Here is a 13,277-nt window from a genome sequence, read left to right as displayed (position 1 = left end):
ATACGAACTGGTGGATCGGCGTGAACTGGTGGATGGGTGTGGGTGGGTGGATCAGACGGTGATCTTGTCGATGTCCGGCGCGTAGTCGGTCGCGTTGCCGAAGCTGATCGTGTTGTCCCCGGCCTTCAGCGGCACCGGGACGGTGAGCGACTGCGGGGTGCCCCAGGCGTTGTCGTTCGTGCCGGGCACCGGAACCTGGAGAGTCGTAGCCCCAACGGTCAGGTCGATGACGCGACTTGAGTCGCCGTCCGCGTAGTCCAGCTTCAGCAGATACGTGCCGTCCTTCGGCACGCTGACGTGGGTGAAGGACACGACCCCGCCGCCGAGGTTGCCGATCTTCTTCCCGCCGGAGCAGGCGTCGCAGCCGGCGACGACCGCGTTGCCGGTGAGAATGTTGCCGGGCGACTCGGCCTCGTAGGCGATGGGACCGCCGGCCGCGGGCGTGGTGATCTCAACGGCCTTGCTGGGAGCCGATGTTCGGCCCTTGGCATCACGGGCGACGACGGTGAAGGTGTGGTCACCGGCCGCGCTCAGGCCGCTCACGGTGGCCGAGGTGCCGGTGTTGGTGGTCACCGGGCGGCCGTCGGCGTAGACGGTGTAGCGGGTGACGGGCGAGGCGCCGGTGTTCACCTTGTCCCAGGAAAGCGACACGCTCGTGGACGTGACGGAGGTGCCGTGGACGCCCAGCGAGACACCGGGGTTGACGCCCCGCCCGGTCGGGGTGAAGGTGAACAGCCGTGAGCCGTGCGCGGGCAGGTTCGCCGTGAGGTGCCCGGAGACCCGGCCGAGGTTCTTGTGCTGCCACAGGTCACGGACCGCGGCCGAGCCGCTGATACCCAGGTCGGCGAAGTCCGCGGTGACGTCGGCGGTTTCGGAACCCAGGTTGAACAGGGCGACGGTGTAACTGCCGTCGGGATTACGGGCGTACCAGGTCTGTTGGTTCGTGGTCTGGCTGACCGGCCGCGCCGGATGCCCGGCCTGGTCCACGGCGATGACCTCGTCGTTGGTGAGCAACTTCAGCCCGTACGCGTCGAGTTTGGTGAGGTCGTCGCCCGAGTACAGCGGTGCCGACTCGATGGCCCACAGCGTGGCGTAGCTCTGCCGTTCGGCCTCGGTGAGGCCGTCCATGGCGCCGACGCCGACGTTCAGGGAATCGAGGTTGTTCCAGTGCCCGGGTCCCGCGTCGTCGGTCCACTGCACGACGTCGTTCCAGCGCACCTTGAGCGAGTTGTTCCACGTGACGAGCGTGTCGCAGTAGCACTCGACGTCGGTGTCGACCCGCCAGCCGTTGGAGTTGGCCTTCCAGGTCTCGGCCTGGGTGTGGCTCAGTGACCAGGACAGCGTCAACTGGACGGGCCGGCCGGTCTGTTGGAGCGCGGTGTGCCAGGCCTTCACGTCCGGGGTGTTGTCGTGGTCGGCGTCGCCTTGCCACGAGCCCGGGCCGACACCGTCGACCTTGAGGAAGTCCACGCCCCAGCCCGCCAGTTGATCGGCGAGGGAGTCGATGTACTTCTGTGCGCAGGGGTTGGCGAAGTCCATCTTGTACGCGGAGTTCCACCCGTTGGTCTTCCGCAGGTCGGGATAGACGATGTCGGAGGTGGTGCAGCCGGGAGCGTTGTGGATGGCGGTCTTCCCGTCGCCGTACGCGACGGGGTCGAGGCCCACCGCCAGGTACAGCCCGAACTTGAGGCCCTTGTGGTGGAGGTAGTCGCCCAGGGACTTCATGCCGTGCGGGAAGGTGGTGGGGTTCGCGGTCGGCCGGGCGTACTGGTCGAAGCCGCTCGCCCAGCCGGCGTCCACGTTGATGTACTCGTAGCCGTGGGACTTGAGCTTCGAGGCGACCACGTCGGCCTGCTGCTTGACGTGCGCCTCGGTCAGATAGCTCACCCCGCCGTAGCCGGGGTAGCCGGTGGCCTCCAGGCTCCAACTGCTCCAGCCCATATAGGGCTTGGCGGCCAGGACCGCCTGTTGCCGGAGCGTGCCGGTGTCCGCGGTCGACGCGGCGGACGGTGCCGCGAGGGACACCACGAGAGCGCCGGCGGCCAGGACGGGCAGATGACGGAGGAGCGCGCCGCCCGCACGGAATCTGTGCCGTGCGAAGGACGGGGGTCCTGCTGGACGAGGCATGTGTTTACTCCATCTCGGCGCGAAAAGGCACACGGCGGGGCCCTGGGAAGGTCCGGAAGTGCCCCTGCACGGTCAGCCGCATGGGGAATTGGTGAGTGGGCGTTCGGGTCCGCCCTCGTAGCCGTACGACGACGGCCGGTCGGGGAGGAAACCGGCCGCCACCTGCGTCGGTGGACGTCCCATCCACCTGTCGTGAGGTGCCGCGAATGTAGCCAGGCTTTTCTTCCAGCGTCAACATATTGCGCCGCGCGAATCATCGACATTCGTGGAAAGAATGGAGCCGGATTCAGGAGATGAGTGCGAAAGACGGGCGTGGATCCACGCGATCCTTCTTCTATCTTCTTTTCCAATGGAAATGTATGGTCGCCGCATGACGCTCGCCGATCAGCCACCCGCGGCATCTCTGCTCTTCCAGACCCTCCTGGCCCACGGCCCGCTCACGCGCGCCGAGGTGGGGCGCCGCACCGGTCTGTCGCCCGGCGCGGTCACCAAGGTCGCCACTCCCCTGCTGACCGACGGCTGGATCACCGAGCTGGGCCGCTCCACCGAGCGCACCCAGGGCCGGCCGGCCACGCTCATGGCGGTGCGCGGCGAACGCGCCCGCTTCGTGGGCATAAAGATCACCGGTGACGAACTCATCGGTGTGCTTGCCGACTTGACCGCACGGCCCCTGGCCACCGCCCGGTCCGCACTCGGTTCGCGTGACGTCGGCACGGTCGTCCTGGCCGTCGCCCGGCTCGTCGAGCAGCTGAACGCGAAGGCGCGGCCGTACGCACCGGGTGCCCTGCACGGCATCGGTGTCACGATCTCCGGGGACGTCGACGGCCACACCGGGACCGTCCAGTACTCCCCGTTCCTCAACTGGCGCCGCGTACCCCTCGCCCAACTGATCCGTACCGCAACGGAGTTGCCGACGGTCATCGAGAACGACGTCCGTGCGCTGACCGTGGCCGAGCAGTGGTTCGGTGTGGGTGCCGGGCTGTCGTCCTTCGCCCTGGTCACCGTCGGCGCCGGTATCGGCTGCGGCATCTCCATCGGCGGCCGGGTCGTCTCCGGTGCCCACGGTGTGTCGGGCGAGGTCGGCCACCTTCCCGTGGGCGGCACGGACCGGGTGTGCACCTGCGGCAACACCGGGTGCGTGGAAGCCGTCGCCTCCACCCAGGCCATCACCGAGCAGGCCCGCCAGGCGACGGGCGACCCGGACTTGACGATGGACGGCGCGGTCCGCCTCGCCCACGCCGGCAACGACGCCGTCCGCGCCGTCTTCGCCCGGGCCGGTCACGCCCTGGGCCTGGCCATCGCCTCCGTCGCCAACCTCATCGGCCCCGAACGCATCATCATCTCCGGTGAGGGCGTGGCCACTTACGACCTGTACGAGGACCAGATCCGCGCCACCTTCGCGGCCCGTGCCTTCGGCGCGGCGGCCGACTGCGACCTCGTCGTCAGACCCCTCCCGTTCGAGGAATGGGCCCGTGGCGGCGCCGCCATTGCCGCCCAGCACGTCTTCGCTCCCGTCAAGTAGCCAGCGCCGCACGCGAGTTGGCCATGTCCCGAAAGCGCACGCCATGCTGAAAGCCTTCTCCGACCAGGACTTCCACGCTGTCCGCCGCCCACCCGGAACACTCCACTACGGCCGCCCCGCCACCCGCTGGTTCGAAGCACTCCCCCTAGGCAACGGCCGCCTCGGCGGCATGATCTACGGCGGCACCGACCGCGAGCGCATCCAGCTCTCCGAGTCGACGGCCTGGTCGGGCGGCCCCTCCGCGACGGACCTGAACCCGACCGCCCGGCAGCAGCTCCCCCGCATCCGCGAACTCCTCTTCGCGGGAGACCACGCCGAGGCACAACGGCTCGCCGCCGAGCATCTCCCGGGCAGACCAAGCTCGTTCGGGACCAACATGCCCCTGCCCGAAGTGCAACTCGCCTTCCCCGAGGGCCCATCGGCCCGGCGCTACAGACGGACGCTGGACCTGGACACGGGCCTCGCCGAGGTGACGTACGAACAAGACGGCGTCCGCTTCACCCGCGAGGTGTTCGCCACCAACCCCCATGGCCTGATGGCGATTTGCCTCACCTCGGACCGTCCCGGATCGCTCGCCTTCACCCTCTCGATCCGGGACGGCATACTCCCCGGCGACACGACCGCCACGGACACCTGCGTCACCTTCGACGGCCATGCGTACGAGAGCCTGCACAGCGACGGGCGGCAGGGCGTCGCCCTGGAGATCCGCGCCCGCCTCGAAGCCGAGGGCGGCACCGTGCACCGCACGGGAGACACGCTCCGGTTGGAGGGCGCCGATCGCGCCGTCGTGTACGTCGTGGTCGGCACCGACTGGGCCGGAGCGGACCCGCGAAAGCGCGCCGAATCACTGCTGTCCGCAGGCCTGGAGGCCGGGTTCGAGGCTGTCCGGGCGGCACACATCGCGGACCATCAGGCGCTGATGCGACGCGTCTCCCTGGATCTCGGATCGGCACCGCCCGACCTCGCGTCCCTCCCCACCGACACGCGCCGCGAACAGCTCGCCTCCGGCAGGACCGACAACGCGTTGATGGCCCTCTACTTCCAGTACGGCCGCTACCTCACGGTGGCCGGCTCCCGCCCCAACTCCCCTCTGCCGCTCGCCCTGCAGGGTCTGTGGAACGACGGCCTGGCCAGCAGCGCGCCCTGGACGAACGACTTCCACCTGGACATGAACACCCAGCAGAACTACTGGGCCGCCGAGCCGACGAACCTGGCCGAGTGCCAGGAGCCGTTGTTCGGTCTGCTGGAGACCCTGGCGGACCACGGCCGGTCCACCGCCGAGCAGTTGTACGGCGCTCCGGGGTGGGTCGCGCACACGGTGACCAACGCGTGGGGCTACACGGCACCCGGTTCCGGCATCGGCTGGGGCATGAACGTGACCGGCGGGGCCTGGCTGGCCCTCCAGCTGTGGGAACACTTCGAGTACGGCCGCGACGAGACGTTCCTCCGGGAGCGCGCGTACCCGGTGCTGCGCGGGGCCGCCGAGTTCCTGCTCGCCTACGCGGTCGAGGAGCCGGAGCACGGTCTGCTCGTCACCGGGCCGTCGGAGTCACCGGAGAACTGGTACCTCGCGCCCGACGGCAGCCGGTGTTCCGTGTCCATGGGGGCCACCGCGGACCGGGTATTCATGGAGGCGGTGCTGCGGATCTGTGCGGAGAGTGCCGAACTGCTCGGTGTCGACGCCGACTTGAGGGCCAGGATCGCCGCCGCGCGACGCCGACTGCCTCCGTTCCGCATCGGGCGGCACGGGCAACTGCAGGAGTGGCTGCACGACTACGAGGAGGCCGAGCCGAGTCACCGGCACACCTCCCATCTCAGCGCGCTGTTCCCGGAGCGCCAGATCACCCCGCGCGACACCCCGGATCTCGCCCGCGCGGCGGAGGTCACCATCGCGCGCAGGCAGCAGGCCCCGGGCTGGGAGCAGACCGAGTGGGTCGAGGCCAACTTCACTGTCTATTTCGCCCGGTTGCTCAACGGCGACGCGGCCCTGAAGCACCTCACCAGCCTGATCGCGGACGCCGGTGAGGCGAACCTGATGTCGTTCTCGGCCGGCGGGGTGGCGGGCGCGGCGCAGAACATCTACTCCTTCGACGGCAACGCCGGTGGCACGGCGGGCATCGCCGAGATGCTGCTCCAGTCCGACGGCAAGGACGTAGAACTGCTGCCCGCGCTGCCCGCCGCATGGCCGGAGGGGAGCGTGTGCGGGCTCCGTGCCCGTGGCGGTCTCACCGTGGACATCCGTTGGAAAGAAGGGCAGTTGGAGGCGGCGCGGATCCGAGCGGCACGGGCCGCCGACGTCCGGGTGCGGTACGGCGCCGACCTCCTCGACGTACAACTCGCCGAGGGAGAGACGCTTGCCCTCGGCGTCGGCTGAGGGCAAGCGCCGATGACAGCGTCACTGCGCGATCTGGCCGCCGTCGACGAGGAGGGTCTGTCCGGTCATCGCGGTTCCGTCGAGCGCCACGAACGCCACGGCCGCCGCGATCTCCTCGGCCTCCAGCAGCCGGCCCATCGGGATCTGGTCGATCCACTGCGTCATCCGCCGGGGATCGTCCATCCCGACCGTGTCGAGGATGGGGGTGCGGGTCCGTCCCGGCGCGACGGCGTTGACCCGGACCCCGTACTGGGCCCACTCGACGGCGAGCGACCGCGCGAGCTGGGAGACGCCGGCCTTCGCGACGTCGTAGGCCACGTGGTACTCGGGGTTGGAGCCGATGAAGGCGGCGATGGAGGAGATGTTCACGATCGACCCGGAGCGTCGGCGCACGAAGTGCCGGCCGAACTCGCGGCAGGCCACGAAGGTGCCGGTCAGATCGACATCGAGGACGCGGTGCCATATCTCGTCGGTCACGTCGAGGGCCGCGTTCTCGTGGGCGATACCGGCGTTGTTGACGAGGACGTCGACGCGGTCGAAGCGCCGTACGACCTCGTCCGCGACCTCCGCGACGGCCCTGGGGTCGGCGACGTCCAGGGGCAGGAAGTCGCCGCCGACCTCCTTGGCCACGGCGGTTCCGGTCTCGGTGTTGCGGTCGGTGACGACGACCCGTACGCCTCGGGCCGCGAGCGCCAGGGCGATGGCGCGCCCGATTCCCTGGCCCGCGCCGGTGACGACGGCCACGCGCTCGTCGGTCTGCTCGGTCATCTCGTTCCTTTCCTCGGTGGACGGTCGGGGTGTCACAGGGTCCTGGCGGAGCCCACCGCGGGGATCTGCCAGCGGACCCGGGCGGCCGGTTCGATCGCGGTGGAGGCGCCCGGGGCCTGGGGGCGCTCCATGAGTCCTTCGCGTACGACGCTGCGCTCGACGAAGGCCTCCTGTGTCCAGGGGATGAACTCGATGAGGGGCGGCACCTCCGACAGGACGGTGCCGACCAGGTGCTGGTGCACCTGCATCATGTCGCCCGCGTGCGGAGCCAGTCGCAGGCCCCGGGCCGCCGCATGTGCCGCGACCTGGAGAAACTCGGTGACGCCGCCGACCCGGGTGACGTCGGCCTGGACGACGCGGATGGCGTCGGCGGCCATGAAGGAGGCGAACTGGTGGTACGAGTAGATGCTCTCGCCGGCCGCCACGTCCAGCCGCGTCGATGCCTGGAGACGAGTGTGGGCCTGGAGGTCGTCGGCGTGGAAGGGCTCTTCCACCCAGTCCATCGCCGCCTCCTCCAGGACCGGCATGATCTGGTTGGCCGTCGACAGGTCCCAGCGCTGGTTGGCGTCGCACATCAGGGTCACGTCGTCGCCGAGCGCCTTGCGGACCGCGCGGACGCGCCGGGCGTCCTCCCGCCAGTCGGAGCGGCCCACCTTGATCTTCACCCGGGACCAGCCGTGGTCGACCAGCGAGGTGAGGTCACGGACCAGGTCGGAGTCGCTGAGGTTGAGCCAACCACCGTCCGTGTTGTACGCCTCGACGCTCTCCTGGGTGCCGCCCAGCAGCCGCCACAGGGGCATCCCGGCCCGCTGCGCGGCAAGGTCCCACAGGGCGATGTCGACCATGGCCAGCGCCATGTGGACGACACCGGCCCGGCCGATCCAGTGCGTGGGCAGCCAGTACAGGCGCTTCCAGGTGCCGAGGATGTCCTCCGAGGACGTGTCGAGCAGGGCGTCGGCATAGTAGGAGAGGATCACGTCGGAGAGGAGTTCGGGAGCACAGTGCACACCGGAGATCCCGGTCCCGACCCGGCCGTCGGCGGTACGGATCTCGACCACGGGCACCGTCCAGTGCGCCATGGCGGCCGTGGAGTCGGCGATGGGCCGCTTCAGAGGCACGGCGAGTGCGTAGGTCTCCACGGAGGTGATCACGGCACCGTCGTCGCCGCGAAGAAGGTCCGCTCCGTGCGCGGACAGCAGTCCGCGGGCGGTGCCGAAAGAAGTCTGATCGGTCATTGTCCCAGTCGGCCATGGTCGCCGAAACTCGTCAACAGTGAAATACGAATACCGGTGATCCGCCGCGCAGATGACCGTAAGAAGAGGAGGTTCGGTCGATGACGCTCGAACTGGCCTGGTTGCGTACCTGGGTTGAGGTCGTGGATACCGGCGGCTTCACCAGGGCGGCGGAGAAGTTGCATTTGTCGCAACCGCGCGTTTCGGCGCACATCGCGAATCTGGAACGCGAACTCGGCTGTCTGCTCATCGAACGCCGTATCCGGCCGCTCACGCTCACCGATGACGGGCGTGCGCTACTGGCCCGGGCGCGGGCGGTTCTCGCGGCGGCGGACGAATTGGTCACCGCGCGCCAGACCGACCTGGGCAACATCACCGGAAGCGTCACCGTCGCGAGTTTCGCCAGTGCGAGTTCGGAGTTCCTGCCGGGAGTCATCACGTCGTTGCAGGAGAAATATCCGGGGATCCGGGTGGCGGTCCTGGACGGGGACGTGGACTTCATCGAGGCGGCGCTGTCCGAGCGCCGGGTCTCGGTGGCCGTGCGCACGGTCCGCCCCGAGCCGCACGATCACGCCTTCACCATGCGTCCGTTGTGGCGGGAGCCCTACGTGATGCTCGCGCCGACGGGCCATCCTCTCCTCAAGAAGAGCGAGGTCGAACTCGCCGACTTCGCGAACCAGCGCGTCATCACGATCGGCGATCCGCTCGCCAACACGGTGGTCGGTTACGAGGCCGAGGTCGAGTTGAGCATCCAGAACCTGGTCTCGCCGAACGGAATCGTGTCGCATCAGCCGACCACGCTCGGCGCCATGGTGCGCGCCGGACACGGACTCGGCATCATCAACTATCTGGGTGCGGTGATGATTCTGCGCGAAGGAATGGAAATGCGCCCCATTCGCCAACTCAACCGCTATCGGGACGTGGGAGTCTGGTGGCATTCGGAACGTCCGCTGGGCGCGGCCGCACAGGCTTTCATCCGGGAGGTGCTGAAGGCACCAAGACCGGAAGGCACGACGGCCATTCCACCGGTGTGACATGACTCGCTTCCATTCGCGGAACGAATACCCGGCATCTGCTATTCGGGCGTTGACGATCACGGGCGACCAGGGCCAGGTTGAGGGAAAACGAACGGAGTCGCGATGTCCAATGTCCGAACGTACACACAGCTCGAAGTCGCGGTGCGCAGCGAGACGTCGGACGTCGGTGAGGGACCGGTCTTCGACCCCCGCACCGGGCATCTCCTCTGGGTCGACATCTACGGCCGCAAGGTGTTCGAGGACGAGCTGTCCACCGGTCGCCAGACCGTCCACGAGGTCGGCACGATGGTCGGCGCGGTCGCGCCCCGCGCGGCGCACGACGGTTTCGCCGTGGCGGTGGCGGACGGGTTCGGCTACGTCACCTGCGACGGGCTGACGCTGGTCGATCCCGTACTGCCCGAACCGAACCTGCGCATGAACGACGGCAAGGTCGACTCCCGCGGCAGGTTCTGGGCCGGCAGCAACGACATGGAGTTCGCGCCCGGCCAGGGCCGGCTGCACCGCTGGGACGGCGTCGGCCCGAGCGTCGTCGTCGCGGACGGGCTGGTGCTGCCCAACGGGCTGGGCTGGAACGCCGAGGACACCGTCATGTACCTCGCCGACAGCTACGCCAACCTCCTCTACCGCTCGGACTTCCACGCCGAGCCGGGCGAACTCGGCCGCCTGGAGGTGCTGACCAAGACCGAGGGAGTCGGCGTCCCCGACGGTCTCGCCGTCGACGTGGAGGGCTGCTTCTGGGTGGCCATGCACGGCGGACGCGAAGTGCGCCGCTACGACCCGGCAGGGCGCGTCGTCGGGCTCGTACCGGTGCCCGTGCTCCAGCCGACGAGTTGCGCCTTCGGTGCGGACGGCCGCCTGTACATCACCTCCGCGCGAAACGGCCTGTCCGCCGAGGAGTTGGCCAGGTCCCCGCTGTCCGGTTCCGTCTTCGTCGTCGAGACCGGGACGGCCGGGGTTCCGGTCCGCCTCTTCCGGGCCTGACCCAACTGCCGCCATGGCGCCGGGCATTCGTATTCCGGATGACCGACCATCGATAACCGTCTTTCCCCTGGGCGGTGTTGGGGCCCTACGGTCGATCACGTGAACAGTGAACGTCGTACCGCGGAGGGACCGGCGGCGACCATCAGGCCGCTGGTGCCTCGTCCCGGTGTGGACGACATCGGCCTGCTTCTCGCGGCGGTGGCGCAGGGCACGCCCCTCGAACTCTCCAACGGCACGGCACCGGCCGTGGAGGACCTCCCCGCCGGACACAAGGTCGCGCTGCACGACATCGCGAAGGGCACCCCGGTCCGCAAGTACGGCGAGGTCATCGGCGTGGCCCTGGCCGACATCCCGGCGGGCGGGCACGTCCACGTGCACAACCTGGGCGTGGGCCGATGGGAGGAGCCGACCGCCGGCCCGTCGCCGACGCGCCCGCGGCCGGCCGGCGTCTCCCCCACCCGCGACCACTTCCTCGGCTACCGCAGGGCCGACGGGCGCGCCGCCACCCGGAACTACGTCGTCGTGGTCCCGACCGTCAACTGCTCGGCCACGGTGGCCCGGATGATCGCCCTGCGGGCCGACGCCGTCCACAAGGGGACACCCGGCCTCGACGGCGTCATCGCACTCCCCCACGACCTCGGCTGCGGAATGGCGGAGGGCACCCCCGGGGACGCCGTCCTGCGCCGCACGCTGCGTGGATACCTCGGCCATGCCAACGTCGCCGCGGCCCTGCTGATCAGTCTCGGCTGCGAGGTGAACCAGCCCGAAAACCTCCTCCCCGACGGCGACTTGAGCACCGAGACACTCACCATCCAGCAACTCGGCGGTACGGCGGCCACGGTGAACGCGGCCCTCGACCGCATCGCGGACCTGGTCCCACGCATCACGCGGACCCACCGCACACCGATCCCGCTCGCGGAACTGACCCTTGGCCTCCAATGCGGCGGCAGCGACGCCTACTCCGGCCTCACCGCGAACCCCACGCTCGGCGTCGCGGCCGATCTGCTCGTCGCGGCCGGCGGACGGGTCGTACTCGGCGAGACTCCCGAGATCTACGGCGCCCACCATCTCCTCCGGGACCGGGCGACGACCCCGGAGTCTGCGGCGCGTATCGACCAACTCATCGACTGGTGGCAGGAGTACACGGCCGCGGGCGGCGCGACCCTCGACAACAATCCGTCGCGGGGAAACCGGGCCGGTGGGATCACGACCATCTGGGAGAAGTCCCTGGGCGCCGTGCTCAAGTCCGGCACGAGTCCGCTGAACGATGTCGTCGGCTACGCGGAGCCGGTCACCGCGCCGGGCCTCACCTTCATGGACACCCCCGGCTACGACCCGGTCTCGGCCACCGGGATGGTCGCGGGCGGCGCCGGCCTGCTCGCCTTCACGACCGGACGCGGCTCACTGTTCGGCTCCCGTCCCGTGCCCTCGCTGAAGATCAGCACCACCAGTGAGCTGTACGAGCGGATGCGCGGCGACATCGACTTCGACGCCGGGCCCGCCATGACCCACACCGATCAAGTCGCTTACGGCACCGCCCTGTTCGAGGCGCTGGTGGACATGGCCTCCGGTGCGGAGAGCAAGTCCGAGGCGCTCGGGTTCGGGACCGAGGAGATCGTGCCCTGGCGCATGGGGGCGGTCCTGTGAGGGGCAGCCGGACTACTGGCCGCGGGCCCGCAGTCGGCGCAGCATGCGCGGGTCCTCGAAGCCGACCGAGCGGGCGGCGGCGTCGATCGTGGTGCCGTGGCTGATGAGGTGCTCGGCGCGTTCGAGGCGGAGGGTCTGCTGGTAGCGCAGCGGGGTGAGTCCGGTGGCCCGGGTGAAGAGGCGGGTGAGGGTGCGTTCGCTGACGCCGACGGCCGAGGCGAGGGCGGGCAGGGGCAGCGCCTCGTCGAAGCGGGTGTCGATGAGGTCCTGGGCGCGGTGCACGGTGTCGTCCAGGTGGGAGCGGTGCCGGAGCATCGCGCTGGACTGCGGTTCGTGGCCGTTGCGGCGGGCGTAGACGACCATGTCCCGGGCGATCTGGGCGGCCACGGCCGGGCCGTGCCGGGTGGCGACGATGTGCAGGGCGAGGTCGATGCCGCTGGCGATGCCCGCCGAGGTGATGACCCGGTCGTCGGTCGTGAACAGGACGTCCCGGACCACCGACGCCTTGGGGTGGCGCAGGGCCAGTTCGTCCTGCACGTCGTGGTGGGTGGTGCAGTGGCGGCCGTCGAGGAGTCCGGCCCGGCCGAGCGCGTCGGCTCCGGCGCAGACGCTGGCCACCGTGCCGCCGCGGGCGTGGTGCTCCCGTAGAGCCTGCAAGGTCGTGGGCCCGATGGCGGGCCCTTGAGCGAGCCGGAGCGAACGCCAGCCCGGCACCACGATCAGGTCCTCGGGGCCGAGTTCGGGCCAGTCGAGCCCGGCCGTCAGCGGCAGCCCCTGGGCGCTGGTGATCTGGGGCTGCTCGGCGACGTAGGAGAGCGTGTAGGGGTGCCCGAAGTCGGCCGCCGTGGAGAAGACCTGCGCGGGGCCGGCCAGGTCCAGCAGATGGACTCCGGGTACCAGGAAGAAGACGACGTGGCTCACGATCCGGTCATCATGCCTGAGGTGCGGCGGCGGCTTCCAGTTCGGCGACCGTCGCGATGGTGGCGAAGCGACCCGCGAGAGCGTACTCGGTCCGCCTGATGATCTCGTCGGCGGGGAGGGTGCGGGGGTCGGCCAGGAGTTCGGCGACGGTCTGGTCGGCGGGGGCGTCGCGGTGCGCGATGGGGTTGGTGGCCGTCGCGTCGGTGACGAAGGTGACCTGGTAGCCGAAGTCGCTCGCTACCCGGGTGGTGGTCTCGACGCACTGTTCGGTACGGATACCGCAGATGGTGAGCTCGCGCACGCCCTGCTCGGTGAGGATCTGCTGCAGGTTGGTGGTGGTGAAGGCGTTGTGCGAGGTCTTGTGGAGGAGCGGTTCGCCCTCCGCGCGCTCCAGTCCTTCGATGAGGCGGACGTGGCCGAGGGCCGGGTCGAAGACGTCGCCGCTGCCGGGCTCGGAGTGCAGTACCCACACGACCAGGTCGCCGGCCCGGCGAGCGAGCCGCACCAGGCGGTCCGTCTGCTCGGCGATCTTAGGGTCGGAGATGGTCTCCCAGAGCGGGCGGGCGCGGAAGGATTCCTGGACATCGATGACGATCAGTGCTCGGTTCATGTCCCAAGGATGATCCGTACGGGTGGGGCGGCGACAGGCCGCATCGGGTCCGGGACCG

Annotated in this window: 10 protein-coding genes; 5 read left to right on the top strand and 5 right to left on the bottom strand. The window is 69.7% G+C overall.

Annotated features, from left to right (window positions below; translation table 11 throughout):
- Window positions 1–51: 51 nt before the first annotated feature.
- Window positions 52–2,127 (bottom strand): fibronectin type III domain-containing protein, encoded by a 2,076-nt coding sequence (locus ACIBJH_RS27805; RefSeq protein WP_399119600.1) that lies wholly within the window; start codon window positions 2,125–2,127, stop codon window positions 52–54.
- A gap of 370 nt (window positions 2,128–2,497) precedes the next feature.
- Between ACIBJH_RS27805 and ACIBJH_RS27800 the strand changes: the two genes are divergently transcribed.
- Both ACIBJH_RS27800 and ACIBJH_RS27795 read left to right on the top strand, forming a co-directional pair.
- On the top strand, window positions 2,498–3,649 hold the full coding sequence (locus ACIBJH_RS27800) for an ROK family protein (protein ID WP_399119599.1): 1,152 nt from the start codon (window positions 2,498–2,500) through the stop codon (window positions 3,647–3,649).
- Window positions 3,650–3,692: 43 nt separating this feature from the next.
- Window positions 3,693–6,023, top strand: coding sequence for a glycosyl hydrolase family 95 catalytic domain-containing protein (locus tag ACIBJH_RS27795; protein ID WP_399119598.1), 2,331 nt, complete (start codon window positions 3,693–3,695; stop codon window positions 6,021–6,023).
- 21 nt (window positions 6,024–6,044) lie between these two features.
- On the opposite strand, the gene ACIBJH_RS27790 is transcribed toward ACIBJH_RS27795, so the two are convergent.
- Both ACIBJH_RS27790 and ACIBJH_RS27785 read right to left on the bottom strand, forming a co-directional pair.
- Complete coding sequence (locus tag ACIBJH_RS27790) at window positions 6,045–6,791, bottom strand: SDR family NAD(P)-dependent oxidoreductase (protein ID WP_399119597.1); 747 nt, start codon at window positions 6,789–6,791, stop codon at window positions 6,045–6,047.
- Between the two features lie 32 nt (window positions 6,792–6,823).
- Window positions 6,824–8,026: a mandelate racemase/muconate lactonizing enzyme family protein gene (locus ACIBJH_RS27785; protein ID WP_399119596.1), complete on the bottom strand. Its 1,203-nt coding sequence runs from the start codon at window positions 8,024–8,026 to the stop codon at window positions 6,824–6,826.
- Between the two features lie 98 nt (window positions 8,027–8,124).
- Here ACIBJH_RS27785 and ACIBJH_RS27780 point away from each other — a divergent pair, with 98 nt between their 5' ends.
- From ACIBJH_RS27780 to ACIBJH_RS27770, 3 genes are all read left to right on the top strand, one after another.
- A complete protein-coding gene (locus ACIBJH_RS27780; protein WP_399119595.1) occupies window positions 8,125–9,057 on the top strand; it encodes a LysR family transcriptional regulator in 933 nt (310 codons plus the stop codon).
- A 105-nt stretch (window positions 9,058–9,162) separates the two neighbouring features.
- On the top strand, window positions 9,163–10,041 hold the full coding sequence (locus ACIBJH_RS27775; RefSeq protein ID WP_399119594.1) for an SMP-30/gluconolactonase/LRE family protein: 879 nt from the start codon (window positions 9,163–9,165) through the stop codon (window positions 10,039–10,041).
- A gap of 99 nt (window positions 10,042–10,140) precedes the next feature.
- Window positions 10,141–11,688, top strand: a complete 1,548-nt coding sequence (locus ACIBJH_RS27770; RefSeq protein WP_399119593.1) for a UxaA family hydrolase — start codon at window positions 10,141–10,143, stop codon at window positions 11,686–11,688.
- 12 nt (window positions 11,689–11,700) lie between these two features.
- Here ACIBJH_RS27770 and ACIBJH_RS27765 read toward each other — a convergent pair whose 3' ends face one another.
- Complete coding sequence (locus tag ACIBJH_RS27765) at window positions 11,701–12,609, bottom strand: GlxA family transcriptional regulator (RefSeq protein ID WP_399119591.1); 909 nt, start codon at window positions 12,607–12,609, stop codon at window positions 11,701–11,703.
- Window positions 12,610–12,619: 10 nt separating this feature from the next.
- Window positions 12,620–13,219 (bottom strand): isochorismatase family protein, encoded by a 600-nt coding sequence (locus ACIBJH_RS27760; protein ID WP_399119590.1) that lies wholly within the window; start codon window positions 13,217–13,219, stop codon window positions 12,620–12,622.
- Window positions 13,220–13,277: the final 58 nt, after the last annotated feature.

This window comes from Streptomyces sp. NPDC050548, from assembly GCF_044457385.1.
Taxonomy (GTDB): Bacteria; Actinomycetota; Actinomycetes; order Streptomycetales; family Streptomycetaceae; genus Streptomyces.
Note: the sequence above shows the minus strand (reverse complement) of the source record. Positions and strands in the feature narration are given on the sequence as shown.